A 25,847-nucleotide genomic window follows, 5' to 3' on the forward strand; every position below is an offset into this window, starting at 1 on the left:
TATTCACCCAGGAGAGAATCATGGACCTGCTGCTGATCATCCTGGTGATGGTGGCGCTACTGCTCGTCAAGGGCTTCTTCTCGGGTTCCGAGATCGCCCTGGTGAACGCCGATAAGCTGAAGCTGCATCACCGGGCCAACCAGGGCCACAAGGGCGCCCGCATGGCGGTGAAGCTCTTCAAGACCCCTGACCTGCTGCTGGGCACCACCCTGGTAGGCACCAACATCTCCACCGTCATCCTCACCGCCCTCGGCACCATGCTGATGATCCGCCACTTCGGCGAGCGCGGCGACCTCTACGCCTTCCTGGTCTATACCCCCCTGTTCCTGGTGCTGGGTGAGATCGTGCCGAAAAGCGTGTTCCAGCAGAAGTCCGACGCCCTCGCACCCGTCATCATCTATCCACTGCGCGCCTTCACCATTCTCTTCTATCCCGTGATCTTCACCTTCTCGCGCATCGCCCGCCTGGTGGCGCGCCTGGTGGGCGCGGGGAGGAGCGAACAGAACGTGTTCATGACCAAGGAGCAGATCCGCATGGTGGTGGAGATGGCGGAACGGGGCGCCAACGTGGACGTCTTCGACCGCCAGCGCATCAAGCGGGTCATCCGTTTCTCCGAGACCACGGTGGGCGAGGCCATGGTGCCCATCGCCGAGATCACGGCCATCAACCGCGACCGCACCACCAAGGAGGCCATCCGGCTGGTGCGCCGGCGCGGCTTCAACCGGCTGCCGGTGTTCAAGCGCAACATCAGCAACATCGTCGGCATCGTCACCATCACCACCTGGGATCTCCTGGACCCCGAATTATCGGACAAGCCCCTCACGGACCTCATTCGCCCGGCCCACTACGTCACCCCCTTCCAGCCCATCGACGAGCTGCTGCCGGTGCTGCGCAAGCGCGACGACCACATGGCCATCGTGGTGGACGAGTTCGGCTCCGCAATGGGCATCATCACCATCGAGGACATCCTCGAGGAGGTGGTGGGGGAGATCGACGTGGGTCTCGACTTCGAGGAATACCTGCCGAAGCCGAAGCGCATCTACGAGACCCTCGGCGACGATGCCTACCGCATGGATTCCCGCATGCCCATCTCCGAGGTCAACGAGGTGCTGGGCATCTCCCTGCCGGCCAACGAGTCCCACACCCTGGGAGGGCTGGTGATGGCGCGCCTCAAACGCATCCCCCGAGAAGGGGAGTCCATCGTCGAGGCCGGTTACCGCATCACCGTGGAGCAGGCCACGGAGCGTTCCCTCATCAAGCTGCGGGTGGAGCAGGCAGTGTAGGGACGCGGGACGCCGGGGCGGGCGGGATAACACCATCCCTTTCGCGGGTGAAAACAGCGCATGAAGGTGGGAAAATTCCTGCCCCGAGCGGCACGCGGAGTGGCCCGATGCCGTGGCGTGAGGCACTATAGGGGTCGGCGGGTCGCGCCCACGGCTGCGGGCCCAGGGCCCGGATGACCCCGAGGTGACCCAGGACATGACCCAGGACCTGACCATGGACAATCGAGAGCTCAGGGCGCTGGTCTACATGGCGCCCTCGCCCATTCATGGCAAGGGGCTGTTCGCCCGCCGGCGTATCCCCAAAGGCGATTACATCGGCACCTACCAGGGCCCCGAGGCCAAGCGTAACGGCAGCCACGTGCTGTGGGTATTCGAGGAGGGGCAGGAGCCCGTGGGGCGGCGGGGATTCAATCTCCTGCGCTACCTCAACCACGATGACGAGCCCCTGGCCGAATTCGACGGTTTCGACCTGTATGCCCTGCGTACCATCGAACCGGACGAGGAGATCACTATCGATTACAACGGCGTGGAGGAGGAGGCGTAGCATGATCGACCCGCATCACCCTTCCCGGCCATCCGGGCCCCCAAGGCTCCCATACAGCCGCTCCGCCGTGCCCTTTTATCAACCGCTGATCCGGAGTTTCCTATGACCTACGTCGTGCTCGACAACTGCATCCGCTGCAAATACACGGATTGCGTGGAGGTGTGTCCCGTGGACTGTTTCCACGAGGGGGCCAATTTCCTGGTCATCGACCCGGATGAATGCATCGACTGCACCCTGTGCGAGCCGGAATGCCCCATCGGCGCCATCGTCTCGGAGGACGATGTACCACCGGGTCAGGAGGAATTCATCGAACTCAACGCCGAGCTGTCGCGGGAATGGCCGATCATCACGGAAAAGAAGGACGCGCCCCCCGACGCCGATGAGTGGGACGGCAAGGAGAACAAGCTCCAGTACCTGGAACGCTGACCCCACTCCCCGGCGGCTCCATCGGGACCCGGCCGCCGGCTCGCCCCACGATTGTCCCGCTCCTTCACCCACCCATGAAGCCCGTCAGCGATGCCCGGGCGACGTGACCGGCGCCGGCGTCTCCCGCGGCGTGGGGTGGGTGTGCCGGATATCCTTGCCGTAGACCAGGTACACCACGTACTCGGCGACGTTCTTGGCGTGGTCGCCGATGCGCTCGAGGGCGCGTGCCGCCCAGCAGATGCCCATCAGGCGATCGATGTCGGCGGGCACCGCACTCATCCGGCACAGCACCCGGCGTTGCACCTCATCGTGCTCCTGATCGATCGCCGCATCGTTGCGGATCACCTCCAGGGCGGCCTCCGCGTCCACGCGTGCAAAGGCATCCAGGGCGCCATGGAGCTGGCGCTTCACCGACACCCCCATGAGGCCCAGGCGCGAGGCCTCCCGCTGGGCGAAATCCTCACCGCTTGCCGTAATGCGCACCGCCATCAGGGCCACCCGCTTGGATTCGTCGCCGATACGCTCCAGGTCGGCGATGGTCTTGCTTACCGTGAGCACCAGGCGCATGTCCGTGGCCGCCGGCTGGCGCAGGGCGATGAGGCGGGCGCAGCGTTCGTCGATGGCCACCTCCATGGCGTTGACCCGATAGTCGGCCCGCGCCACCGCCTCGCCCAACTCGCCGTCGCCCGTGGTCAGTGCGGTCAGGGCGCCATCCAGCTGGTGCTCCACCAGGCCGCCCATGGTGAGCACATGATGGCGCAGATCCTCCAGATCCGTGTTGAAGCGCTGCACGATGTGGTGATTGAGGTCGCCCAATATGCCCATGAATCCCATGCTCCCTGGATGTGGCCGGGCTCGCGAGGATCTCGGTTACCCGTGCGACGTTGGTTTCCAGAATGGCCTTCGCTCCACTATACGGGGCCCATATTGACGTTTTTATTACTAAAACCAATAACAAAAAACGAAAAGATAAGATGGAACGGGAAGTCTCTACAGCAACATCTTGGCAGCCCGGTTACCGGCTGGAGGCGATATGCAGGGACGGGCCATCGGCCGCCACATCGGGCGCGGCGCGCTCCACCCGCTCGGGCGGGAAGGTGCAGGTGAAGGTGCTGCCAACGCCAGGCTCGCTGTCGATGGTGAGGCTGGCCTCGTGACGGTTGAGGACGTGCTTGACGATGGCCAGGCCGAGTCCCGTGCCACCCAGCTCCGTGGAACGTCCCTTGTCCACCCGGTAGAAGCGTTCGGTGAGGCGGGACAGGTGCTGGGGCGGGATGCCGATGCCGGTATCCGCCACCTGAAAATGGGCGCCGCCCTCGTCGGCGAACCAGCGCACCGTGATGGTGCCGCCGTCCGGGGTGTAGCGCACCGCATTCTGCACCAGGTTCGAGAAGGCGCTGCGCAGCTCCTCGCCGCCGCCGCGGATGCGCAGGGTGGGATCCGCCTCCACCACGATGGTGAGGCGCTCGCCGCACACCAGGCGGGCATCCTCCTCCATGGAGGCCACCAGGGCAGGCACGTAGACCGTCTGATGATCGGCCTCGCCGAGGTCCGTGGTCTCCAGCCGTGACAGCAGCAACAGGTCTTCGAGCAGGCGCGCCATGCGGGCCGCCTGCTGCTCCATGGTACCCAGGGAGCGCCGCCAGTGCTCGGGGTACGCCCCTTCCGCGTCCATCATGGCCTCCACGTAGCCGGTGATGACCGTGAGGGGTGTCTTCAGTTCGTGGGACACGTTGGCGACGAAATCCCGGCGAATGGTCTCCAGGCGATGCAACAGGGTGACGTCACGGGCGATGAGCAGGCGCTTGTTCTTGCCATAATTGATGATACGCACCGACAGGCGCATCTCGGCATCCTGGGGCGAGTCGAATTCCACCGCCTCCTCCTCGGACCCCTCCCGCACGTAGCCCAAGAAGTCGGGATGGCGCACCAGGTTGCCGATGCGCTGGCCCACGTCAAGGGGATGGGAGAGGCCCAGCAGGCGCTGGGCGGCCGAGTTGAACCATTCGATGGCCCCCTCCTCGTCGAGCACCACGGTGGCGTCGGGCATGGCCTCGGTGGACTGCCGGAAGCGCTTGAGATACTGGGTCAATTTTTTCTTACGCTTCTTGTTGCGCTGCTGCAGCCGGTCGATATGGTGAAACACCTCGCCCCACACGCCGTGGGCCGCGGGCAGCGGCGACTTGCGGCGCTGCCGGAACCAGCGGTAAAGGGCGGCGAGGTGGTAGACGTGGCGCAGGGTATAGAGGGCGAGCCCCGCCAGCAGCCCATAAAGTGACTGCCCGAGGACCAGTCCCGCGCCCCCCCCCGCCCCCAGGAACAGCAGGGCTCGGAACAGTTCGCCTAGCCAGGGCCGGGTCAAGGCCGGCCGTCAGGACTGGGCCGAGAAGCGGTAACCCGACCCTCTGACGGTCTGCACGAAACGGTCATACCCGTAGGGCGCCAGCACCTTGCGCAGGCGCCGGATGTGCACATCCACCGTCCTCTCCTCGATATAGACATTCCCCCCCCATACGCGGTCGAGCAACTGGCCCCGGGTGTAGACCCGCTCGGGATGACCCATGAAGAACTGTAGCAGGCGGTATTCCGTGGGGCCCAGATGCACCTCGCGGCCATCCGCCACCACCCGGTGGCCCGCGGCGTCCAGGGCCAGGCCACCCATCTCGATGCGTTCGTTCTCGCCCTCGGGCGACACCCGCCGCAATACCGCCTTGATGCGCGCCACCAGTTCCCGCGGCGAGAAGGGCTTGGTGACGTAATCGTCGGCCCCCGCCTCCAGGCCCTTCACCTTGTGCTCCTCCTCGCCCCGGGCGGTGAGCATGATGATGGGCACATCGCGGGTGGTGTCACCCCGCTTGAGGCGCCGCGCCAGATCCACGCCACTCATGCCGGGCAGCATCCAGTCCAGTAGAATGAGGTCCGGGCACCGATCGGCGATGACCGTCTGGGCCTGGTGGGCATCAGCCGCCTCGGACACCTCGAAGCCGGCGTTGCCGACGGCGAAGCGTACCATCTCACGGATGGGTGCCTCGTCTTCCACTATCAGTATGTGTTTGGCCATGGGTTTGTGACAGATCGTTTTCTTATGCCTCTATTTAACCCAAGACATATTACCGATTTGTTACCCTGGGTTATGGAAAAGCCACCCGCCCCCGCCGACGAGGACAGGTGAATCCCATGGCGCGTTCCCGAGATCACGAGTACCACCGGCCCGCCCGGGACATCCACGCCCGCGCCCTCGAAGCCTGCCCCCGACCGCCGGGCGAGGTGGCGGGACGGCTGGATATGGTGCTGCAGCCCGAGGCCCGGGCCGACGAGAGCATGAAGGTGGTCCTGGGCCGACTGCGTGCCGCCATGGCGTACAACCTGCCCGGCATGCTCGCCAACCTGGACCCGGAATTTCTCCACGACTACCGGGTGGCGGTGCGGCGCACCCGCTCGGCCCTGACCCAGGTGAAGGGTGTGTTCGCCGCCGGCATCACCCGGCGCTACCGGGAACACTTCGCCCGCCTCGGCGCCCTCACCAGTCCGGCCCGGGACGCAGACGTCTACCTGCTCGCCCTGGACGACTATCGGACCCTGCTGGGGCCCGCCCTCGGCCCCGCCCTCGATGCCTTCGCGGACTTCCTGGAAGCGCACCGGGCCCGGGAATACGGGCGTCTCCGGGCAGAGCTGTCCCGCCCAGGCCAGCGCCGCACCATGGACGCCTGGGGCGACTTCCTGGCCCGGCCGGTGCCCCGGCACCCGGCGGCCGTCAACGCCGCCCGCCCCGTCAAGGAACTGGCCGATGAGCGCACCTGGAAGATGTTCCGCCGCGTCATGAAGGAGGGCCGGGCCATCACCGCCACGGCGCCGCCGGAGGCCCTCCACGAACTGCGCAAGAGCTGCAAGAAGCTGCGCTACCTGATGGAATTCTTCGCCAGCCTCTATCCTGCCGGCGAGACCGAACCGCTCATCAAGGCCTTGAAACGCTTTCAGGACAACCTGGGGGAATATCAGGACCTGTCGGTGCAGATGGACCAGTTGGCCGGCTTCGAGGCGGATATGGCCCGGGAGGGGCATCTGGCACCGGCGACGCGCCAGGCCATGGAGGCTCTGGTGGTACGCCTTGCGGCGCGTCGCGGGGAGGTGCGCGACGCCTTCGACGAACGCTTCGCGGCCTTCTCCGAGCCCGCCGTCCAGGCGACCTTCGAAGCCCTCTACCACCGCGGCGAGGGCTGAGGCCCGGGAGGTCGCGCCCCAATCGCCGGCCGCCGTCGCCTGTGGCAAGCTGTGGGAGGAAAGGAAGAGACACCTGGTCCGTTCATGAACCGCCGCCGCAACCACAAGAATGACTGAAGGCACCGCCATAATCCTGCTGGTCATCGCCGAACTGGGCATCGTCCTCCTGATTGCCGGCATCGCCGGGGCGATCCTGTGGAACCGCCGTCGACGGCGCGAGCAACAGGCGATGGCCGCACTCATCGCCGCGATGGCGAGCCGCCAGGACACCCGGCGCGTCACTCTGATGGGCTGGCTGAGCCACAACCTGGGTTATCCGCAAGGGGAGGCCACGTCACGAGCGGATGGACTGCTGGAGGCGGAGACCGAGATCTACCGGCGCATCGCCATGGCGCTCCACGGCCCCGAGGCCGAGAGACTGGAGAGTATCGTCGCCGGCATGGATGTCCTCACCCACCTCTATCGGGACACCGCGTCCAATGCCCCGGGGGAGGCCGCGGAGCATATCGCCTACTCCGCGGAACCCGCCGAGGCCGACGACGAACTCACCAAGCTCGACGAGGCCGATACGCCCGGGGCCGGGAACGACGCCCCACCGCAGCCCGGCGGCGCGGGCGCCACGGCGAGCCAGGACCCGGATGACCTGTTCGGAGACGGCTGGTCGCCGGCGCCGGAAGAGGCCGAGAACGCGCCCCCCTCGGAGCATGTGGCACTGCAGCCGGCGGGAGACGGTGAGGGGCAAAAAGAGGAACTCACGGCACCACCGCCGGCGGAAAGCTCCACGGCGGCCGACGCCGACACGCGGCAGGACACCCTGGATCAGACGGCCCTCGACCTGGCTTGGGAGGAGGCCCTCCAGGAACAGACCGCCGGCGAAGAGGCCGATGAACCGGCAACGGCCACAGCCCCGCCCGACCTGCTGGACGACCTCTTCGACGCTAAGGACGACGCCGACGGCGAGCCGCCGGTTCATCGTTGAACTCACCGGGTTGAACCCACCGGGCTGAACCCACCGGGCTGAAACCCACCGGGCTGAAACCCACCGGGCTGAAACCCACCGGGTTGAAACCCAGAAGCGGCGGTACGGGTATCAGACCGGCGCGGACCCACCCTCCGCCGCCAGGATCTGGTCGTAGAGTTCCCACGCCTCCCGCGCCTCCCGTTCCGTCATGGTCTGCAACACCTGGCCGAGATGGACCATGACGTAATCCCCCGGCGCGATGGCCGTCTCCTGCATGAGAAAGAGGCTCACGGTACGCTCCTCGCCGCGAGCCTCGCAGCGGGCGCTGTAACCGTCAATCTCCACCACCCGCATAGGAATTCCGAGACACATCAACAGGGCTCCTGGGTTGAGAGGACCGGCCCCGGGACGGGGCCGGAAGATTGCTATTGTGGCCCTATTCCGGGGCGCGATGGATCACCGCGGGGCGGTGCGGCTCCAATACCTTGACCCAAGTCAAGTAGGGAACACATCGGACTGTCCACTGATCCACCCGGTAACTAGACTTAACTCTCATGGCGATACCGCCGCCCGAGATGATGAAAGAGGAGCGCGTATCGCCATGCTCGTTCCCTCACCCCATCCCTCTCCCAGAGGGAGAGGGGGAGAGCGTGCTTCGCGACTTTCACGTTAAGAATAGATGCCAGAGGAATTTTCTACAGAAGAGCGCCGCCGGCGTCTTCCGCGCCCCCGGCCACCCCGTCAGGCACACGAATGACGGGGGCCGCGCCGACCGGGTGTCCCAATTCGGATGGGTCGCATCATCACCCTCCAGGGGGTTCCCCTGGCGGCGGCGCGTGATCGCCAACCTGGAAACCGACATGAGAATCGCGATTACATGGGCATAGGGACTTTGATCCTCGGCATCGGCAACACCCTGCTTACTGACGAAGGCGTGGGGATCCATGTCCTCAAGGCACTCGAGAATCAGGGCCGACTGCCGGCGGACGTGACCTTCATGGACGGCGGCACCTTGAGCTTCACTCTGGCGGGTCCCATCGAGGACTGCGCCCGCCTCATCGCCGTGGACGCCGCCGAATTGAAACAACCTCCGGGTAGCATTCGGGTATTCGAGGGCGCGGACATGGACACCCACGTGGCCGCCGGCGGCAAACGCAGCGTCCACGAGGTCAGCCTCGCCGATGTCCTCGGCATGGCGGCCCTGGCGGGCCGCCTGCCACCACAGCGGGCCCTGGTGGGCATCCAACCCAAGTACATGGACTGGGGCGACGGCCCCACTCCGGAGGTGGAGGCCGTCATCCCGGATGCCTGCCGCGCCATCGGGGACATCATCGCGAGGTGGTACCCATGAGCCTGTCGGACATCCCTGTAACGGTGGAACCCCTGGTCCGTCCCACGGGCATGGCCCATGCCCTGCTGCGGGAGATCGCCGACCACCTGGCCGCCCTCGACGAGGCCGGCACGGAGAATGCCATCGATCTGTCCAGCCTGCCCATGAACAGCGCCGACATCGACGAGCTGAAGGCCCTGCTCGGTCACGGCGAGGTGAAGGTGGAACTCGAGACCGTGGGTCGCAGCGAGTTCCACGAGACCATCTATACCGGCATCTGGTGGGCCACCCACTTCGGCGATGACGGCACCAAGTTGACCGAGCGCATTGAAATCACCGCCGTACCTGCCATGATCAAAAGCCATCCGGACGATATCCGCAACGCCCATCGGCGCTTGCGCGACACCCTTTCCACCGACGATCAGGAGATCCGCCCATGAGCCAGCGAGAAGAGAACCTGGGCCAGTACATGGCCCGCCGCGGCATCTCACGGCGCACCTTTTTGAAATTCTGCACCGTCATGGGCTCCACCATGGCTCTGTCCCCCGCCCAGGCGGCGGAGATGGCGGAGACCATGGCCAAGGCGACGCGGCAATCGGTCATCTGGCTCTCCTTCCAGGAATGCACGGGCTGCACGGAGTCCATCACCCGCTCCCACAACCCCACCCTCGAGAGCCTCATATTCGATTTCATCTCCCTCGACTACCACCACACCCTGCAGGCCGCCGCCGGCGACGCCGCCGAGCACGCCCGCGAAGAGGCCATGAGGAAACACAAGGGCAAGTACGTGGTGGTGGTGGACGGCTCCATACCCGTGGGCGAGAACGCCCATTACTCCACCATCGCGGGCCATACCAACGAGCAGATCCTCAAGGATACCGCGAGGGACTGCTTCGCCATCGTCACGGTGGGCACCTGTGCCGCCTTCGGCGGGATCCCGGCGGCCCGCCCCAATCCCACGGGCGCGGTGGCGGTGTCGGACATCATCAAGGACAAGCCCATCATCAATGTCTCGGGCTGCCCCCCCATGCCCCAGGTGATGACCGGCACCCTGTCCCACATCCTTACTTTCGGCGCCATTCCGGAGCTGGATCATCTGGGCCGGCCCATCGCTTTCTTCGGCGAGACCATCCACGACCGCTGCTACCGGCGGCCCTTCTACGAGAAGGGGCAGTTCGCCAAATCCTTCGACGACGAGGGCGCCCGCAGGGGCTGGTGCCTGTACGAGGTGGGCTGCAAGGGCCCCACCACCTACAACGCCTGCGCCAACCTCAAGTGGAACGGCGCCGACACTTTCCCCATCCAGTCCGGCCACGGCTGCCTGGGTTGCTCCGAACCCAACTTCTGGGACCAGGCGGGCGGCTTCTATACGCCCCTGTCCGTGGGCGACTGGGGCTCCCACGAGGTGCTGGCGGGTGCCGCCGTGGCGGGTGCCGCCGTGGGCACCGCCGCCGCCCTGGCGGCACGTTCCAAGCAGAAAACCAGCCAGCAGGAGAACAAGTCATGACATTGCTCGAATTCGCCCGCGGGCCGGCCATGGAGTGGTCCCTGATCATCCTCGTGGCCGGGGTCGTACTGCGCTTCGCCGGGATATTCCTCCTCACCCGCCACAAGACCCACTTCCGTCCCAAGGGCGGCAGTACCGTGGCCGCCGGCCTGCGCACCATGGGCAGCCGATGGGCGCCCACGCCGGACCCGCAGCACCGGGTGCGCTTCTCCCATTACGCCGGCTATCTGTGGCATATTGGTTTGTTCATCACCGTGCTGTTCTACGCCCCCCATATCCTGTTCTTCGAGTCCATCCTCGGCTTCGGCTGGCCGGCCCTGCCCACCAGCGTGGTGCTGTTCTCGGCGGCGGTCACCCTGGCAGTGCTCATCGCCCTGTTGATACGGCGCATGGTGCACCCGGTGCTGAAGACCATCTCCAGCTTCGACGACTACGCGGGCTGGTTCGTCACCACCCTGCCCCTGGTCACCGGCCTGGTGGCCTTCGGTCACATGGGGGCGAGCTTCGGCTGGCGCTATGAGACCCTGCTGGCGGTGCATATCCTCAGCGTGGAACTGCTGTTCGTGTACTTCCCGTTCGGTAAGCTGTTCCACCCCTTCAGCATCTGGTTCACGCGGTACATGATCGGCGGACAAATGGAACAACGGGGGGTACGGGCATGAGTCTCAACTATGAAGCCTTCAACCAATTCGCCGAGATGGCGGGCCAGCTGGCGGACATGGACACGCCGGTGGAGATGCCGAACGACCAGCGGGTGGCCAACGCCAAACGGGTGATGATGGAGAAGATGGATGCCCCCAAGGCGGCGATGCTGGAATCCTGCATCCACTGCGGCATGTGCGCCGAGGTGTGCCACTTCTACATGACCCAGGAGGACGGCCGGCTCACCCCCATCCGCAAGCTCGACCTGCTGAAGCGCGTCTACCGCCGGGAACTCTCGCCCCTGCGCTGGATGCACCGGCTCTATACCCGGGACGTCACCATCGAGGACCTGGAAGAATGGCAGGAGCTGGTGTACGACACCTGCACGGTGTGCGGGCGCTGCAGCCTCATCTGCCCCATGGGCATCCACATCGCCGCCATGATGCCCATCATGCGCAACGCCTACGCGGCGGCGGGCATGGTGCCGGCGGAACTCCATCTCATGGACAGCCAGCAGGACCAGGGCCATCTGTTCGGGGTGGGCCAGAACGAGTTCATGGGCCTCATCGAGCAACTGCGCGGCCAGGGCCTGGAGATCCCGGTGGACAAGGACAAGGCGGACATCATGATCCTCACCTCGGTGCTGGACATCATGGTGAGCCAGGACTCTCTCGTCGCCATGATCAAGATCATGAACCACCTGGGCTACGACTGGACCTTCCGCAGCGATGGCTACGAGTGCGCCAACTTCGGCATGCTGTCGGGCGACGAGGAGGTCCAACTCAAGGCCTCCAAGCGCATCATCGATGCCGCCATAGCCTGCGGCGCCAAGAAGGTCATCGTGGCCGAGTGCGGCCACTCCTATCCGGCCCTGCGCTACGAGGCACCGGATATCTGGGGCCACGCCCTGCCCTTCGAGGTCCTGGCCACCTCCGAATTCCTGGGCCAGGAGGTGGAGAAGGGAAGACTCAAGCTCAAGAAGGCCGAGGGTGCCCACAGCGTCACCTTCCACGACCCCTGCAAAAACAACCGCTGGGGCGGCGTCGAAAAGGAACCCCGGGCGGTGCTCACGGCCCTGGGTCTCGAGATCCGCGAGCCGGAATCCACCGGCCGCACCAACATCTGCTGCGGCGGCGGCGGCGGGGCCTTCCTCATCAATCGTGCGGCGGAGCGTCGCCAGCGGGTGTTCGAACTCAAGCGCGACCAGATCGACGCCACGGGCTCCGAGGCCCTGGTGGTGACCTGCGGCAGTTGCCGCCTCAACTTCGAGGTCGGCAAGATGAAGAGCAACTGGGGCAAGCCCATCGAGAGCCTGGTGGAGATGGTGGGCGACAACCTCGATGACGGCTCCGGTGAGTCCACCACCCGCACCGCGCAAACCAGCACGCAATAAAAGGACAGTCCCATGGCACAACGAGTCGTAGTCGATCCCATCACCCGCATCGAAGGCCACCTGCGTATCGAGGCCGCCACCGATGACGCGGGCAACATCTCCTCGGCCTACAGCTCCGGGACCATGGTGCGGGGCATCGAGACCATTCTCAAAGGCCGCGACCCGCGGGACGCCTGGGCCTTCGCCCAGCGTATCTGCGGCGTGTGCACCCTGGTCCACGGCATCGCCTCGGTGCGTTCGGTGGAGGACGCCCTGAACTACAAGATCCCCCAGAACGCACAGCTCATCCGCAACCTGATGATCGGCGCCCAGTACGTGCATGACCACGTGATGCACTTCTACCACCTTCACGCCCTGGACTGGGTGGACGTGGTGTCGGCCCTGGACGCGGATCCCAAGAAGACCTCGGAGCTGGCCCAGTCCATATCGGACTACGCCCGTTCATCCCCCGGCTACTTCAAGGATGTCCAGAAACGCGTGAAGGAACTGGTGGAATCCGGCCAGCTCGGGATCTTCGCCAACGGCTACTGGGGACATCCCGAGTACAAGCTGCCGCCCGAGGCCAATCTCATGGCGGTGGCCCATTATCTGGACGCCCTGGCCTGGCAGCGGGACGTGGCAAAGCTCCATGCCATCCTCGGCGGCAAGAATCCCCATCCCAACTTCCTGGTGGGGGGCGCGCCCTCGCCCATCAGCATCGACACCGGCGGCACTACCGGCGGCGCCGCGGGCACGGCCCTGAATGTGGTGACCCTGAGCACCATCCGCAACATCATCCAGTCCATGCAGCAGTTCGTCGACCAGGTCTACGTGCCCGACACCCTGGCCATCGCCGGCTTCTACAAGGACTGGTTCGCCCGCGGTGAGGGTACCCGCAATTTCATGGTGTTCGGCGACCTGCCAGAAAAGGGCATGGACGACCCCGACAGCTACTTCTTCAAGCCCGGCGTCATCCTCAACCGCGACCTGTCCCACATCGAACCCGTGGACCTCAACGATCCGGAGCAGATAAAGGAGTTCGTCTCCCATTCCTGGTATGACTACAGTAGCGGCAAGGATGGGGGGCTGCACCCCTACGACGGCGAGACGGAACTGAACTACCACGGCCGCGGTGGCCCGGCGCCGCCCTACAAGCAGCTCAACGTGGACGACGGCTACTCGTGGCTGAAGTCGCCGCGCTGGCGCGGCCATGCAGTGGAGGTGGGCCCCCTGGCCCGCGTCCTCATGCTCTACGCCCAGGGCCACGAGCCCACCAAGGAACTGGCCGGTATGGCCCTGAAGAAGCTGGACGCCCCCATCGAGGCCATGTTCTCCACCCTCGGGCGCACCGCCGCCCGTACCCTGGAGTCCAAGCTGGTGGCCGACCAGATGATCAACTGGCTGGATATCCTGGTGGCCAACATCAAGGCCGGCGACTTGAAGGTCCACAATGATGAGATGTGGGACCCGAGGACGTGGCCGAAGGAGGCCAGAGGCGTCGGCTACATGGAGGCCCCCCGTGGTGCCCTGTCCCATTACATCGTCATCAAGGATGGCAAGATAGACAACTATCAGGCGGTGGTGCCCTCCACCTGGAACGCCGGCCCGCGGGATACCGAGAACGTCGCCGGGCCCTACGAGGCGGCGCTGCAGGACAACCACAGTCTCCACGACGCCGCCCAGCCCATCGAGATCCTGCGCACCATTCACAGCTTCGATCCCTGCATCGCCTGTGCGGTGCATGTGAATGATCCCGATGGGGAAGAGGTGGTGAAGGTTAAGGTCCGGTAGTTAGCCGGTACCTGGTTGGCCGGATGGAGGAAACCCGCCTGACGGCGGGTTTCTTCTTTTGGCTCGTTCGCAGAATTCGTGGGTGTAGAGAGAAGAGTCAAGCTGTAGGTCGGGCTGTAGGTCGGGCTGTAGGTCGGGCTGTAGGTCGGGCTTCAGCCCGACACCGAACCCTGGCGGGTGGTACCGACCCGGCGCGGGGTGCGTGAGGCGGGGTTTAATGTCGGGATGAATCCCGACCTACATTCGTGCCGCAGGAATGGGCGGTGGGGGTGTTGTGTCGATCGGGCTGTAGGTCGGGCTGTAGGTCGGGCTTCAGCCCGACACCCAACGCTGGCGGGTGGTACCGACCCGGCGCGGGGTGCGTGGGGCGGGGTTTAATGTCGGGATGAATCCCGACCTACATTCGTGCCAAAGTCCAGGCTGGCTGTCAGCGATTATGCTGAACGACGTTTGAAATACGGGATTAAGCTGGTGGAGCAGCCCTCGAACAAGGCCGGCACCGGCGAGGTGTTTCATATCCACGATGCCGGACAGGACTGGCTCGCCACCTGGCACGAGCCGGCGACGGTGCCGGACGGGCAGGCCCATGGCTCGGCTGCCGCCTGCCTGACGTCCACGGGCGGCATCGTACTGGTCAGTGCCAACGGCGGCCTGAGCTGGCAGTTTCCCGGCGGTCGCCCCGAACGTGGCGAAGGCTGGCAGGCCACCCTGGAGCGGGAAGTGCGCGAAGAGGCCTGCGCGCGGGTGGATGCCGCGACACTGGTGGGTTTCATCAGACTCAGTTGCCACCATGGTGTGCGGGAAGGCGAGGTCCTGGTGCGCTCCCTGTGGCGGGCCGAGGTGACGCTGCTGCCCTGGCATCCCCGGCACGAGATGACCCACCGGCGCGTCGCGGGGCTCGAGGAGGCATTGGCCAGCCTCACCCGGCCGCAGGGCGTGGGCCCCATGTACGCCAAGTGGCTTCGTCTCGCCCTCACTGCATCATAAGCCAGCCCACCGCACTCGCCCGGCACGCGAGGCGCGGTCATCGAGACCCGTGGCCACCCTGCGCCCGGGCCACCCACTGCTCCAATACCTCCAGTTGACGGGGATCGAGCACCTCGAATCGGGTCCCCACCTGGTACCGATCCTGGGACAAGCGCCTGACATGCTGGACCCGACATGGCAACGCGACCTCCGGCGCACCGTCTTCGACACCGGCACCCCGGCTCGATACATGAATGCGGTCTCCGAGCGTGAGGATCGAACCGGCCTGGGCCAAGGCCAGCACCACCTCGCGCCTCACCCACAGGGTCAGGCCGGTCAGGGAGACCTCGCGGATCTCCATATCGCGGTATTCGCTATTCGGACCCTGAACGGCCGCCGGACAACGGCAGCGGTAACGGGCACTCAGGCGACGCTCTTGCATGATACCCGGCGCTTACCGGTGCCTGGGCCGGGCGGCCCCGGAAGCGTCGCCATGTGTCGCTCGGCCCCGGACCGCCACCTCGTCATGGCGCGGGCAACCCACCAAGTGGTCGTTGACCACCCCGCCCGCCTGGAGAAAGGCATAGCAGATGGTGGAGCCCACGAAGGAAAAGCCCGCCGCCCTCAGGGCGCGACTCACCTCATCGGACAGGGGCGTAGCAGCGGGCACGTCGCTCATGGAACGCCAGTGGTTGGTGATGGTGTGGCCAGCGGTGAAGGACCAGATGTAGGCGTCGAAGGAACCATGGCGCGCCTGTAAGTTCAGAAAGGCCTCGGCGTTCCGGACCGCGGCCTGGATCTTCAGGCGATTGCGGATGATGGCGGGATTGGTACGGGCGTGTTCCAACTCGGACGGCGTCATGGCCGCCACCCGCCCGGGCTCGAAGCCATGAAAAACCCGGCGCAAGGTTTCGCGCTTGTGCAGCACCGTACGCCATGACAAGCCTGCCTGAAAGGCGTCCAGCACCATGTACTCGAACCACAGGCGGTCGTCATGAACGGGTACGCCCCACTCCTCGTCGTGATAGCAACGCATGAGTGCGTCCTGCCCGGGCCAGGTACAGGGCCCTTCGTTCGTCGCATCCACATCATTCTCCCGTTGGCGCCACTATTATGGCAAATATGGCAAAGTCGGCGCTGGTACGCCTGCGCCCCGCGGGCCATTAAAGTTTGTTAATGAAAGAAACGCCTCCGCATCTATGATGAAAGCTGTTAACCGGGCAACGGGTCGCCTGGATACGGATCTCCCGAGGCCTTGAACGGATCACCCCCGCGCCGCCGCCTCTGCCGATGTTGACAGCGGTCGTCGGGGTTGCTTCCTTATTCATTGGGCTCATCAATCCGGTATCCGCGCCGGCAGACGTTCCCGAGGCAAACAACCGACTGGAGGAAGAACATGGCGCGCTCCGCATCGCTCACTCGCAGCCACCAGGACAAGATTGCCGAAACACCCCGGCGCGAAGCACCCGGAGTACTCAGGGAGTTGACCGATGCCGCCGGCGTCACTTTCAATGGCTCGCAACCCTGGGACATCCAGGTCAAGGACGACCGGCTCTACGACCGCGTGATCCGCGAGGGGTCGCTCGGCTTCGGCGAGGCCTACATGGACGGCTGGTGGGAATGCGAGCGCCTGGACGAGCTGTTCCACCAGCTCCTGTCCGTGGAGGCCGACGAGGGGCTGGGCCGGGTGGCGCGCCTGCGGTTCGTCATCGCCTACCTGCGCAACGTGCTGATGAACCGTCAGTCAAAAAGCCGTGCCGGTGAAGTGGGGGAACAACACTACGATGCCGGCAATCACATCTTCGAGGCCATGCTCGACCCCACCATGAGCTACAGCTGCGGCTACTGGGCCGACGCCGACAACCTGGCGGATGCCCAGCTGGCCAAGCTACGGTTGAGCTGCGAGAAGCTCCAACTCGAACCGGGCCAGCGGCTGCTGGACATCGGTTGCGGCTGGGGCGGCCTGGCTAAGTTCGCGGCCGAGAACTACGGCGTCGAGGTCACCGGCATCACCATCTCCGGGGAACAGAAGGCCCTGGCCGAGGAGCGCTGCCGCGGCCTCCCGGTGACCATCGAGCTGATGGACTATCGGGACCTCGAGGGCACCTTCGACCGGGTGGTGTCCATCGGCATGTTCGAGCACGTGGGCCCCAAGAACTACGACGCCTACTTCGCCACCGTCCATCGCCTGCTGGCCGACGAGGGGTTGTTCCTGCTCCATACCATCGCCAACCACCGCACCGCCGAGGCCAACGACGATTGGATGGACAAGTACATCTTCCCCAACGGCAAGCTGCCCTCGGCCCAGACCCTGACCGCGGCCATGGAGCCCTATTTCCTCATCGAGGACTGGCACGCCTTCGGCCAGGACTACGATCGGACGCTGATGGCGTGGTGGGACAACTTCGATCGCGCCTGGCCCGATCTGGAACACCCCCAGGGGGAGCGTTTCTACCGCATGTGGAAATACTACCTGCAACTCTGTGCCGGCTTCTTTCGCTCGCGCCAGGGCCAGCTGTGGCAGGTGATGATGGGCAAGCGCAGCCGGCGGGACGTCTACCGCTCCATCCGCTGAGAAGAGGCTTTGCGCAGGCCTCGGTTCCCAGCAGCGCCAGGACCGCACAGATGCGGGCAGTCCTTGGTGCCTGCCTCCTGAAGCCTGCCCCAACGGCCTCAACACTCGATGACGTTCACCGCAAGACCGCCCCGCGCCGTCTCCTTGTACTTGGACTTCATGTCGGCGCCGGTGTCGCGCATGGTCTTGATGGCGCGGTCCAGGGAGACGTAGTGTCGCCCGTCGCCCCGCAGGGCCATGCGGGAGGCGTTGATGGCTTTGACGGCGCCCATGGCGTTGCGCTCTATGCAGGGCACCTGAACCAACCCGCCCACCGGGTCACAGGTGAGCCCCAGGTTGTGCTCGATGCCGATCTCCGCCGCGTTCTCCACCTGCTCTGGCGTACCCCCCAACACCTCCGTCAGGCCGGCCGCGGCCATGGCGCAGGCCGCGCCCACCTCGCCCTGACAGCCCACCTCGGCACCGGAGATGGAGGCGTTCTCCTTGATGAGGATCCCGATGGCCGCGGCGGTCAACAGCAAGCGCGCCACGCCGTCTTCAGATGCCCCCGGCGAGAAGTGCCAGTAGTAATGCAGCACCGCGGGGATGATACCCGCGGCACCATTGGTGGGCGCCGTCACCACCCGCCCGCCGGCGGCGTTCTCCTCGTTGACCGCCAGGGCGTAGAGGTTCACCCAGTCCATGGTGCCCAGGGGTACGTTGTTCAGCTCCTTCTCGCTCACCAGTTGGCGGTGCAGGCGGGCGGCGCGCCGGCGCACCTTCATGCCCCCCGGCAACACGCCCTCGGTACGGCAACCGGCGGCCACGCATGCCTGCATCACCCCCCAGATGGCGAGCAAGTCCCGGCGGATCTCATCCTCGGTCCGCCATGCCAGCTCGTTCTCCAGCATCACCCGGCTCATGGACAGGCCGCCGGCGGCGCACCGGGCCACCAGTTCATCGGCGCTGGCGAAGGGATGGGTGAGGGTGGTGGTATCCGCCACGATACGGTCGGCGGAGGCGGCGGACTCATCCACCACGAAGCCGCCGCCCACGGAATAATAGGTCCGCTCCATCACCACCCCACCCGCCCCGTCCAGGGCCTGGAAGATCATGCCGTTGGGATGGTAGGGCAGGGATCTGCGGCGATGAAAGACGATATCCCGCGCCGTGTCCAGGCCCACCTCATGACCGCCCGCCACCACGATACGGCCCGCCTGTTCCACGGTGGCCACGCGTGCCGGGATGGCGGCCACATCCACCGTCTCCGGGGCCTCGCCCTGGAGACCCAGGATCACCGCCTTGTGGGTGCCGTGGCCGCGACCGGTGGCCCCCAGGGAGCCGAACAACTCCACCCGCAGGGCCGTCACGCGGCCCGGGGCATCCAGGGCGCCCAGATGGGCGGCGAAGCGCGCGGCCGCTTTCATGGGGCCGACGGTATGGGAACTCGAGGGCCCGATGCCGATCTTGAACAGATCGAAGGCGCTTATGGGCATCTCTTCGGGGCCGCGTCAGGCGAACTCGCTGGGGTCGAAACCCGCCTTCTCGAAGTAGGCCCTGGCCTTGACCTCGTCCCGTGGCACGCCGTTGCCCTCGTTGTACATCATGGCCAGGGTGGTGAGGGAGCCCAGCAGCCCCTGTTCCGCCGCCTTCTCGAACCAGTGGGCGGCCAGTTTGCCATTCTTCTCCACACACTCGCCTTCCAGGTACATGAAGCCGAGGCCGTGCTGGGCCAGGGCATGGTCCTGCTCCGCCGCCCGGTGCATGGCCTCCAGGGCGCGCTCCGGGTTGGCAACCATGCCGAGGCCGTTCTGGCTCATCACGGCGATGCGATACAGGGCCTCGGGATGACCACCATCCGCCAGGTCCTTGAGCAACTCGTAGGCCCTCGAGAAGTGCTTGGCCTCGAAGGCCGAGATGCCGCTGGAGAGGGTCAGTTCGGTGTCGGCTTGGTCTCTGTTCATGATGGTGCTCCTGCAGGGTGGGTCTGAAAATTCGGCCACTCGACGCCATGGTGCCACCACTATGAAACCATTCACCACGGTTGTTAACCCGCTTTCCCGGAGGATACCGCTACGCGTGCCGGCGCCGGCCGCCCCCGCGGTCGGCGCGGGGATCCTGTCGCCGACTGGCGGCCTCGAATCTTGGCTGGCGGACCGGCACGGACCACTTCCTGCGCCGGCGCTCCCCAGGAAATGCCTTCGCGGTTAACTCTCATGGCGATACGCGCCACCCAAAATGATGAAAGAGGAGCGCATATCGCCATGTTCGTCCCCTCACCCCATCCCTGTACTCCGGGCATCCTGCCCTTCGCCCTGCGGGCCGCGCCAAGGCGCGTTCAAATCCGTTCCCGACGGATTTGTCCCAGAGGGAGAGGGGGAGTTCGTGCTTCGCGACTTTCACGTTAAAGGTCCCTTGGGCGTTGCTGGATGATGAGTTCGGCACAACCGGCGGGCAGGACACTCCAATCGTCGGGCAGGGCGAGTTCGGCGAGGGCCGCCGTGGTCATGAGTTTGCCCTTGGGATCGGCCTCGGCGTGACCGCCCGACAGGTGCATGAGGAGTTCGTCGAGGCCCGGGTTATGACCCACCAGCAGGGTACAGGTGGCGCTGGCGGGGCAGTCCGCCAGGACCTCCAGCAGCTGGTCCAGAGGGGCCTCGTAGATGCGGGTGTCCCAGAACACCTGCCGCTTGCCGATCCCCAGGGACCCGCACACCGCGAGGGTGGTCTGCCGGGCCCGTTGGGCCGGCGAACTCACCACATGGTCCGGAAGCGGCCCGCGGGCCGCCAGCCACTCCCCCATGCGGGCCGCGTCCCGGCCGCCCCGCTTGGCCAGGGGGCGGTCGAAGTCGTCGGGGGTGCCCGCATGCCAGTCGGATTTGCCGTGGCGCAGGAGCCATAGTCGTCGCGTCATGGCCCACCTCCCGGGGCTGTCCCGGTGCCCTCCTGCCGCACCGCCAGCAACTCGCGCAGGAAGCTGATGTCCTCGGCCACGGCCATCTCGAAGCCGGCGCGCTCACCCTGGCGGTCGTCGAGCAGCAGGCCGTTGAGGAAGGCCTCCGCCTCCGCGGTATCCCACAGGTCGACGATACGCGCCACCAGGTGAGGATAGCGCGCCTCCATATCGACCATAGCCGGCGTTTCCTCCTCCCACGCCGGAGGCACCACGTTGTAACGGGCGCGGAAACGCTGCTCCAGGGCGTCGAAGGCCTGCCGATCGTCCGTCTGCCGATACAGGGAGAAGGCCATGGACCAGGGTCGCATGTCGGGCTGGTCGGGGGATTCGCGGTCGATGAGGTCCCGCAACACCTCGGCGGCATCGCCGTACTGCTCGTAGAGCAGGTGCAACTCCACCTCCAGCAGGCGCACGGTGACGGAGCGGTTGAGCTGGCGACTCTGTTCTTCGGAGATGCCACCGGTGGTCTCGGGTTCTCCGGCGGCCACCTCGGGTTCCACCAGATTGAGGAACTCCGCCTCCACGGCGTTTCCCCCATGCCCCGCCTCCCAGTCCATGAGTTCCAGGGGGATCTCCTGGGTCCGCTCCGTGGACCGGGGCGCCTCCCAGCCCTCCTGGACGGCCGGCCGTTCCCCGGCCAGGGCCTCCCGAACCTGCGCCGCCGGCAGCCGTGAATCGTCACTGGTGAAGGGGGGCGGCGTGACCACCGGCGTGACTTCTGCCGGCGTCACCTCGGGAATCACCGCGGGCGGGCGGTCGTCCATTGGGAAGGGTATCTCCCCACCCGCCTTCCGGCGTCCAGCCAGCCACCCCAGCACCACGGCCAACAGCAGCACCAGCAACGCGCCTCCCCCCAGCCATACCCACCACGGTGGCTCCCGCTGGCGGCCCTGCTCTTCCCGCAGGGCCGCGGCGAGAGACCGCACCTCCGCCTGCAATGCGGCCATGTCGCTGGCCATGGTGGCCATGCGCTCCCGTGCCGCCGCCAGTTCCGCCTGCGCCTGGCGGGCGGCTTCTGAAACGGCCTCGTCGTCCGCGACGCGCGCCGGTGGGGCATCCACCGGCGTCTCCGGCGGGGCGGCCGGCGGCGCTTCGGCAGGCTCGGCTTCGGCGCCGATTCCCACCTCCGCGGCCGGCACGGGCTCCGTCCCCCCTGCAGGCTGCGCCACCGGGGCCACCACCACATCCAGACGCACCGGATCCAGCTCGTGGGTCATGCGCATTGCGGGGTAACGCAGCTCCTCGTCCGCCGACAGGATGTGCAGCCTGGGCGCCTCCGCCGGTGGCGGAGGTGACGGCAAGGGCGGCGGGGACGGCAGGGGCGGAGGGGACGGCGACCGTGAAGGTGAAGACCGCGCTGGGGCCGCCTCGACGACGCCCCGGGGAAGCGTGCCGGGCAGGGACAGGCGGACCCCGGCTAACAACCGGTTCGGGTCGCCATCCCTGAAGGCATGGGGGTTCGCCGCCACGATGGCACGGGCCTGGCCCGCCCGATCCGCGCCGGCGGGATAATGACGTATGACGATGGCGGACAGGGTGTCACCGGGATTCACCGTCACCACGCTGCCGGGCGCGGCCGGCCGTGAAGGCGCCGCCGGGGCCTGGCGCGAGGACGGAGGGGCCGACACCCCCCGATCCGGCACAGCCGGTGTCGGGGCCGGCTTATAGGCGGGGGGATCCAGCAGGATGGTGTAATCCCGCGCCAGCCGGTAACCGCTACCGCAGGCCAGTTCCACCGTGAACTCCACCACCGGTTCCCGCACCGAACCGGCCGTCGACAGGGCGAGCACGGGCCGACCCGAACGCTCACCGGCCTCCAGGCGGGGGCGGTCCAGGGCGCTGCGGCCAAGGGCCGGGAGGTCGGCCAGCCGCCAGCCACAGCGCCGGGGCCAGCCGGTGCCCGCGGTGTTGTGAACCGGCAGGATCACCTCCAGGCGTTGGCCCAGAGCGGATCCCACCTCGGCTTCACCCAACCCCAGGGCGATCGACGTCCCCCCGTGAACAAGCAGACACGCGACCATCGTCAGGCGCCAGCTGCGCCCGCCGCCGATCGCGGCGGCGGCGGCGATATACATCCACCCGGGTGGAGACAAGTGCATTCCTTAGTTAACTCTCATGGCGATACGCGCCGCCCAAGATGATGAAAGAGGAGCGCGTATCGCCATGTTCGTTCCCTCACCCCATCCCTGTACTCCGGGCATCCTGCCCTTCGCCCTGCGGGCCGCGCCAAGGCGCGTTCAAATCCGTTCCCGACGGATTTGTCCCAGAGGGAGAGGGGGAGTTTGTGCTTCGCGACGTTCACGTTAAGAGCAGGGCTCGGAGAGCTTCGTTTTTTACCGATTCTAATGAGTTGTTTCCCAAGTCGCCACAAGGGGTGTCGCGGCAACGCCGAGGCGGACGGGGGCGGCGGGCGGAGCGATGAGACTCAGGCGGCGGCGGCGTCCAACATCTCCATGAGGTTGGACACCGCTCGGTCGAACAGGGGCTCGTCCTCGATAAGCACGGCGTCGCCCGCCGCCAGTTCCAGCGCCAGTTCCCGGGGGGCGCGCTCGAGCACCCGGGAACCCCGGTGATCGGTGAACAGATAACGCCCGCTGATGCTGCTCACCCAGGACAGCCGGGCCCTTACCGCGCCCCCCTGGCCGCCCCCCTGGCGGAATTCCAGCCAGGTACCGCGATCCAGCTCCCTGACGATGGCCAGGAACTCCGCATCGGGCTCGGGCAGTGGCACCACGTTGTCCTCCGGCGGTGGCGAGACGCTGTCCGGCTGGTCCTCCAGCACCGGCAGGCCGTGGTCTTCGGCCACCTCCTCCGGCGGCTTGACGGCGCGCCCATGGAGAGGGGCCAGGGCGCTGATGAAGTTATTGCACTCGTCGCCGTCCATGCCGATGCGCCGCGCGCCGTCCTTGATGCGCCGCAGCAGTTCCGGCAGCAAGCCCACCAGGCGCCGTCGCTCGCCTGCCGAGCCCTTGGGCTCGAGGCTCCACAACAGGATATCCATGGTCTCCACGTCGAGTTTCCAGGCCCCCGCCCCGCGGCCTTCGTCCAGGGCCGTGCGCTCCAGCACCCGGCGCCAGGTGTGGTCGAAGAACTGCCCCACCAGGACTGGTACTCGGGGCCGTTCCAGACGCTTGCGCACTTCGGCCTCGGCACGCTGGCGGGCGATGTCGAGGCGCTCCTCGGCGGCGGCATCCGCAGCCACCGCCTCGATGGCGGCCTCGGCGCCGGCCAGTTCCCGTTCCAGAACGGCCCGGAAGTCCTCCACGAGTTCCGTGAACAGCCCGATGTCGTCCTCGAACTCGTCCACCACCCGCTGGGCCGTGGCGGCGATCTCCCGGAACAGGAGCCGGTCCCGCTCCTCATCTTCCCGCAGTCCCACTCCGGTGGCGGCCAGGGTGTCCACCAGGACACGGGCCGGGTGGTGCTTGTCGGAGAACAGGGAGCGATCCAACAGGGCCACCTTGAGCAGGGGAAACTGCAGGCGCGCCAGCTGGGCCTTGATGACGTCGGGCAGGGCATCGTCGTCGAGGATGTAGTCGAACATCATGGCGACGATGTCCAGGGTGGTGGCGTCGGCGGTACCACTGCCCAGCACGCCGCTGGAGCGCAGGGTGTGGAGCACGTTCACCGGCGCCCCGGTGGCGGCTACCGGTGTCACGTCACCGCTCACGCCACCCAACACGCCGCCGGCCCGGCCACCGCGCTGCAGGGCCGTCAGATCGGCGACCACGGCACCGGTGGCCAGCGGCGCGCCACCGCCGGCGGCTGAACCATACCCTCTCATACCGGGTGAACCGCTACCGCCATGACCCACCACCCCACCACCGCCACCGGCACCCGCGAGGAGTCGCGCCAGTACGCTGAAGACATCGTCCCCCCCACCGGGCGCGCCACCACCGCCGGGCCCCGCGGCTGCCGCCGTAGCGGCGGCCACTGCGCCGGCCTGCTCTTCCACGGCCTGCTCCTCCTCGGTAGACGCCGCTTCGGTCCGTGACGGGGACGGATGGGAAGGAAGCTTCTCCTTAACCGGCAACTCCCGCAGGACATCCCGCTCCGCCAGGAAGGCGTTGAGGTGATCGTAGAACTCCACGATGTCCTGGAAGGCATAGCGATCGAAGAGCTTGAGAACGATGAGCTTCACCTCGATACCCGACTCGAGGCTGCGGCAACCTTCCTGGAAGGACCTGCAGAAGGCCTCCGGGCTCAGGGGATTATCGTCACCGGACAGCGCATCCCGCTTGAGGAGGAACCCCATGCGCATATCCAGGGCGGCCAGGGCCTCGTGGGCGGACTCCCGGAGCTTGCTCACCATGTTGTCGACGGCCAGGGATTCCTCCAACTCGTCCATGTCCACCAGTCCCAGGGCTATCTCCCCCGCTGACTGCTCCGCTGCACCGCTGTCTCGGTACGCCTCCGTGCGGGTACCGAATGCAGCCTGGAAGTGATCGCGGCAGCCGGACTCGATGGCAGGACGCTTAAGCCGCACCTCGCGCATGGCGTCGAAATAGAGGCTCTGGAGTTGGTTGCTCTCCGCCTTGTCGGCCATGGAGAACAGGGCATCGTCGGTCTGATCCATGACCCTCGCCACACTCCGGTCGAGGTGCGTGTCCGCCATCCGGCGGACCTCATCGAGCAGCTTGTGGTATGGGTTTTCCATGGTATCAGTCGTCAGACCCGGTCACGGGCGGGTGCCTTATTAACGCATCATCCCGCCGGCAGCGGGTCCCAGCAACGTGCCGGCCATGCCCATCAGGCTGAAGCCCGCCACCGTGGCATTGGCTACCCGCCAGCCGCGGGGCCCTCGGGTAAGCCATAACCGCACCTCGTCGGGCATCGCCTGGGGATGGCGCAGCCGCACCACGACATGGCCCGGGTCCGGCCGGGACGGCGGCAGCAGGTGGGCGCCGGCCAGCCAGGCCCTCACTTCGTCACCATGCTCCCGCAACGCGACCAGGGCGACATGCTCGAGCCGCGCCCGCGCCTGGGCCTGTGAGCGACTGCGGGCGGCGGGCCCTGAAGCATTCCAGCGCGGGCCTGTGACCTGTCTGGCAATTCCCTCCACGTCGAGCGCGGGGATGAGCTGGTGGCGCACCACGGCCTCCAGGGCCGCGGGGGACCTGCCGGGCGTGAGGGCCGCCTGCAGGCGAGTCATCAAGTGCCGTACCTGGGGCGTGGGATCGTCACGGGCCGCCGCGGGGGTCGTGAGACCGCCGCACATCAGTAGCACCATGAAGCAAATGAAACGGCGCCGCTCAATCATGGGCTGGGGCCTCGATGGTCGAGGCGCCGCCGGC

Annotated in this window: 25 protein-coding genes; 13 read left to right on the forward strand and 12 right to left on the reverse strand. The window is 66.6% G+C overall.

Going from position 1 to position 25,847, the window contains the following annotated elements; translation table 11 throughout:
• The first annotated feature begins 20 nt into the window (after positions 1-20).
• The 3 genes from U5S82_04830 (at position 21) to fdxA (ending at position 2,253) form a co-directional block, all read left to right on the forward strand.
• Complete coding sequence (locus U5S82_04830) at positions 21-1,283, forward strand: hemolysin family protein (GenBank protein MDZ7750984.1); 1,263 nt, start codon at positions 21-23, stop codon at positions 1,281-1,283.
• A gap of 196 nt (positions 1,284-1,479) precedes the next feature.
• Entirely contained in the window at positions 1,480-1,827 is a 348-nt protein-coding gene (locus U5S82_04835; GenBank protein MDZ7750985.1) for an SET domain-containing protein, read from the forward strand.
• A gap of 102 nt (positions 1,828-1,929) precedes the next feature.
• Positions 1,930-2,253 (forward strand): ferredoxin FdxA, encoded by a 324-nt coding sequence (fdxA, locus tag U5S82_04840; protein ID MDZ7750986.1) that lies wholly within the window; start codon positions 1,930-1,932, stop codon positions 2,251-2,253.
• 84 nt (positions 2,254-2,337) lie between these two features.
• Here fdxA and phoU read toward each other — a convergent pair whose 3' ends face one another.
• The 3 genes from phoU to phoB form a co-directional block, all read right to left on the reverse strand.
• A complete protein-coding gene (gene phoU / locus U5S82_04845) occupies positions 2,338-3,078 on the reverse strand; it encodes a phosphate signaling complex protein PhoU (protein ID MDZ7750987.1) in 741 nt (246 codons plus the stop codon).
• A 190-nt stretch (positions 3,079-3,268) separates the two neighbouring features.
• Positions 3,269-4,615 carry a phosphate regulon sensor histidine kinase PhoR gene (gene phoR / locus U5S82_04850; GenBank protein ID MDZ7750988.1) on the reverse strand — a complete coding sequence of 449 codons (1,347 nt, stop codon included), beginning with the start codon at positions 4,613-4,615 and terminating at the stop codon, positions 3,269-3,271.
• A 9-nt stretch (positions 4,616-4,624) separates the two neighbouring features.
• Positions 4,625-5,314, reverse strand: a complete 690-nt coding sequence (gene phoB, locus U5S82_04855; protein ID MDZ7750989.1) for a phosphate regulon transcriptional regulator PhoB — start codon at positions 5,312-5,314, stop codon at positions 4,625-4,627.
• A 116-nt stretch (positions 5,315-5,430) separates the two neighbouring features.
• On the opposite strand from phoB, the gene U5S82_04860 reads away from it, so the two are divergent.
• The gene (locus U5S82_04860; protein ID MDZ7750990.1) at positions 5,431-6,474 is read left to right on the forward strand and encodes a CHAD domain-containing protein; all 1,044 of its coding nucleotides are present in this window, start codon (positions 5,431-5,433) and stop codon (positions 6,472-6,474) included.
• A gap of 109 nt (positions 6,475-6,583) precedes the next feature.
• Entirely contained in the window at positions 6,584-7,453 is an 870-nt protein-coding gene (locus U5S82_04865; protein ID MDZ7750991.1) for a hypothetical protein, read from the forward strand.
• Positions 7,454-7,564: 111 nt separating this feature from the next.
• Here U5S82_04865 and U5S82_04870 read toward each other — a convergent pair whose 3' ends face one another.
• Complete coding sequence (locus U5S82_04870; protein MDZ7750992.1) at positions 7,565-7,807, reverse strand: HypC/HybG/HupF family hydrogenase formation chaperone; 243 nt, start codon at positions 7,805-7,807, stop codon at positions 7,565-7,567.
• 505 nt (positions 7,808-8,312) lie between these two features.
• Between U5S82_04870 and U5S82_04875 the strand changes: the two genes are divergently transcribed.
• From U5S82_04875 to U5S82_04905, 7 genes are all read left to right on the forward strand, one after another.
• Positions 8,313-8,786 carry a HyaD/HybD family hydrogenase maturation endopeptidase gene (locus tag U5S82_04875; GenBank protein ID MDZ7750993.1) on the forward strand — a complete coding sequence of 158 codons (474 nt, stop codon included), beginning with the start codon at positions 8,313-8,315 and terminating at the stop codon, positions 8,784-8,786.
• On the forward strand, positions 8,783-9,205 hold the full coding sequence (locus U5S82_04880; protein ID MDZ7750994.1) for a hydrogenase expression/formation C-terminal domain-containing protein: 423 nt from the start codon (positions 8,783-8,785) through the stop codon (positions 9,203-9,205). Before U5S82_04875 ends, U5S82_04880 begins: the two co-directional genes overlap by 4 nt.
• Complete coding sequence (locus tag U5S82_04885; protein ID MDZ7750995.1) at positions 9,202-10,272, forward strand: hydrogenase small subunit; 1,071 nt, start codon at positions 9,202-9,204, stop codon at positions 10,270-10,272. The genes U5S82_04880 and U5S82_04885 overlap by 4 nt, the downstream gene beginning before the upstream one ends.
• Positions 10,269-10,934 (forward strand): nitrate reductase, encoded by a 666-nt coding sequence (locus tag U5S82_04890; protein MDZ7750996.1) that lies wholly within the window; start codon positions 10,269-10,271, stop codon positions 10,932-10,934. The genes U5S82_04885 and U5S82_04890 overlap by 4 nt, the downstream gene beginning before the upstream one ends.
• Positions 10,931-12,307 (forward strand): (Fe-S)-binding protein, encoded by a 1,377-nt coding sequence (locus U5S82_04895; protein ID MDZ7750997.1) that lies wholly within the window; start codon positions 10,931-10,933, stop codon positions 12,305-12,307. The genes U5S82_04890 and U5S82_04895 overlap by 4 nt, the downstream gene beginning before the upstream one ends.
• A gap of 12 nt (positions 12,308-12,319) precedes the next feature.
• A complete protein-coding gene (locus U5S82_04900) occupies positions 12,320-14,077 on the forward strand; it encodes a nickel-dependent hydrogenase large subunit (protein ID MDZ7750998.1) in 1,758 nt (585 codons plus the stop codon).
• Positions 14,078-14,527: 450 nt separating this feature from the next.
• Complete coding sequence (locus U5S82_04905; GenBank protein MDZ7750999.1) at positions 14,528-15,064, forward strand: NUDIX domain-containing protein; 537 nt, start codon at positions 14,528-14,530, stop codon at positions 15,062-15,064.
• Positions 15,065-15,101: 37 nt separating this feature from the next.
• Here the strand turns inward: U5S82_04905 and U5S82_04910 are convergent, their stop codons facing one another.
• Together U5S82_04910 and U5S82_04915 are read right to left on the reverse strand one after the other, a co-directional pair.
• The gene (locus U5S82_04910) at positions 15,102-15,485 is read right to left on the reverse strand and encodes a PilZ domain-containing protein (protein ID MDZ7751000.1); all 384 of its coding nucleotides are present in this window, start codon (positions 15,483-15,485) and stop codon (positions 15,102-15,104) included.
• A 12-nt stretch (positions 15,486-15,497) separates the two neighbouring features.
• Positions 15,498-16,130: a DNA-3-methyladenine glycosylase I gene (locus U5S82_04915; protein MDZ7751001.1), complete on the reverse strand. Its 633-nt coding sequence runs from the start codon at positions 16,128-16,130 to the stop codon at positions 15,498-15,500.
• A gap of 309 nt (positions 16,131-16,439) precedes the next feature.
• Here U5S82_04915 and cfa point away from each other — a divergent pair, with 309 nt between their 5' ends.
• Entirely contained in the window at positions 16,440-17,618 is a 1,179-nt protein-coding gene (cfa, locus tag U5S82_04920; GenBank protein MDZ7751002.1) for a cyclopropane fatty acyl phospholipid synthase, read from the forward strand.
• A gap of 98 nt (positions 17,619-17,716) precedes the next feature.
• On the opposite strand, the gene U5S82_04925 is transcribed toward cfa, so the two are convergent.
• From U5S82_04925 to U5S82_04950, 6 genes are all read right to left on the reverse strand, one after another.
• On the reverse strand, positions 17,717-19,093 hold the full coding sequence (locus U5S82_04925; GenBank protein MDZ7751003.1) for an L-serine ammonia-lyase: 1,377 nt from the start codon (positions 19,091-19,093) through the stop codon (positions 17,717-17,719).
• A 15-nt stretch (positions 19,094-19,108) separates the two neighbouring features.
• On the reverse strand, positions 19,109-19,561 hold the full coding sequence (locus U5S82_04930; GenBank protein MDZ7751004.1) for a tetratricopeptide repeat protein: 453 nt from the start codon (positions 19,559-19,561) through the stop codon (positions 19,109-19,111).
• 440 nt (positions 19,562-20,001) lie between these two features.
• Entirely contained in the window at positions 20,002-20,511 is a 510-nt protein-coding gene (locus tag U5S82_04935; protein MDZ7751005.1) for a histidine phosphatase family protein, read from the reverse strand.
• The gene (locus U5S82_04940) at positions 20,508-22,652 is read right to left on the reverse strand and encodes a hypothetical protein (protein ID MDZ7751006.1); all 2,145 of its coding nucleotides are present in this window, start codon (positions 22,650-22,652) and stop codon (positions 20,508-20,510) included. The genes U5S82_04935 and U5S82_04940 overlap by 4 nt, the downstream gene beginning before the upstream one ends.
• Positions 22,653-22,978: 326 nt before the next feature.
• A complete protein-coding gene (locus U5S82_04945; GenBank protein ID MDZ7751007.1) occupies positions 22,979-25,210 on the reverse strand; it encodes a DUF1631 domain-containing protein in 2,232 nt (743 codons plus the stop codon).
• A gap of 39 nt (positions 25,211-25,249) precedes the next feature.
• On the reverse strand, positions 25,250-25,813 hold the full coding sequence (locus tag U5S82_04950; protein ID MDZ7751008.1) for an ABC transporter substrate-binding protein: 564 nt from the start codon (positions 25,811-25,813) through the stop codon (positions 25,250-25,252).
• Between the last annotated feature and the right edge of the window lie 34 nt (positions 25,814-25,847).

Source organism: Gammaproteobacteria bacterium (assembly GCA_034522055.1).
Classification (GTDB): Bacteria; Pseudomonadota; Gammaproteobacteria; order JAABTG01; family JAABTG01; genus JAABTG01.

Excerpts from the sequence above, each read along its gene's own strand:
- U5S82_04830 (MDZ7750984.1), top strand. The coding sequence starts at position 21 with ATGGACCTGCTGCTGATCATCCTGGTGATGGTGGCGCTACTGCTCGTC.
- U5S82_04835 (MDZ7750985.1), top strand. The coding sequence starts at position 1,480 with ATGACCCAGGACCTGACCATGGACAATCGAGAGCTCAGGGCGCTGGTC.
- fdxA (MDZ7750986.1), top strand. The coding sequence starts at position 1,930 with ATGACCTACGTCGTGCTCGACAACTGCATCCGCTGCAAATACACGGAT.
- phoU (MDZ7750987.1), bottom strand. The coding sequence starts at position 3,078 with ATGGGCATATTGGGCGACCTCAATCACCACATCGTGCAGCGCTTCAAC.
- phoB (MDZ7750989.1), bottom strand. The coding sequence starts at position 5,314 with ATGGCCAAACACATACTGATAGTGGAAGACGAGGCACCCATCCGTGAG.
- U5S82_04860 (MDZ7750990.1), top strand. The coding sequence starts at position 5,431 with ATGGCGCGTTCCCGAGATCACGAGTACCACCGGCCCGCCCGGGACATC.
- U5S82_04865 (MDZ7750991.1), top strand. The coding sequence starts at position 6,584 with ATGACTGAAGGCACCGCCATAATCCTGCTGGTCATCGCCGAACTGGGC.
- U5S82_04870 (MDZ7750992.1), bottom strand. The coding sequence starts at position 7,807 with ATGTGTCTCGGAATTCCTATGCGGGTGGTGGAGATTGACGGTTACAGC.
- U5S82_04875 (MDZ7750993.1), top strand. The coding sequence starts at position 8,313 with ATGGGCATAGGGACTTTGATCCTCGGCATCGGCAACACCCTGCTTACT.
- U5S82_04880 (MDZ7750994.1), top strand. The coding sequence starts at position 8,783 with ATGAGCCTGTCGGACATCCCTGTAACGGTGGAACCCCTGGTCCGTCCC.
- U5S82_04885 (MDZ7750995.1), top strand. The coding sequence starts at position 9,202 with ATGAGCCAGCGAGAAGAGAACCTGGGCCAGTACATGGCCCGCCGCGGC.
- U5S82_04890 (MDZ7750996.1), top strand. The coding sequence starts at position 10,269 with ATGACATTGCTCGAATTCGCCCGCGGGCCGGCCATGGAGTGGTCCCTG.
- U5S82_04895 (MDZ7750997.1), top strand. The coding sequence starts at position 10,931 with ATGAGTCTCAACTATGAAGCCTTCAACCAATTCGCCGAGATGGCGGGC.
- U5S82_04900 (MDZ7750998.1), top strand. The coding sequence starts at position 12,320 with ATGGCACAACGAGTCGTAGTCGATCCCATCACCCGCATCGAAGGCCAC.
- U5S82_04910 (MDZ7751000.1), bottom strand. The coding sequence starts at position 15,485 with ATGCAAGAGCGTCGCCTGAGTGCCCGTTACCGCTGCCGTTGTCCGGCG.
- cfa (MDZ7751002.1), top strand. The coding sequence starts at position 16,440 with ATGGCGCGCTCCGCATCGCTCACTCGCAGCCACCAGGACAAGATTGCC.
- U5S82_04925 (MDZ7751003.1), bottom strand. The coding sequence starts at position 19,093 with ATGCCCATAAGCGCCTTCGATCTGTTCAAGATCGGCATCGGGCCCTCG.
- U5S82_04930 (MDZ7751004.1), bottom strand. The coding sequence starts at position 19,561 with ATGAACAGAGACCAAGCCGACACCGAACTGACCCTCTCCAGCGGCATC.
- U5S82_04935 (MDZ7751005.1), bottom strand. The coding sequence starts at position 20,511 with ATGACGCGACGACTATGGCTCCTGCGCCACGGCAAATCCGACTGGCAT.
- U5S82_04940 (MDZ7751006.1), bottom strand. The coding sequence starts at position 22,652 with ATGCACTTGTCTCCACCCGGGTGGATGTATATCGCCGCCGCCGCCGCG.
- U5S82_04945 (MDZ7751007.1), bottom strand. The coding sequence starts at position 25,210 with ATGGAAAACCCATACCACAAGCTGCTCGATGAGGTCCGCCGGATGGCG.
- U5S82_04950 (MDZ7751008.1), bottom strand. The coding sequence starts at position 25,813 with ATGATTGAGCGGCGCCGTTTCATTTGCTTCATGGTGCTACTGATGTGC.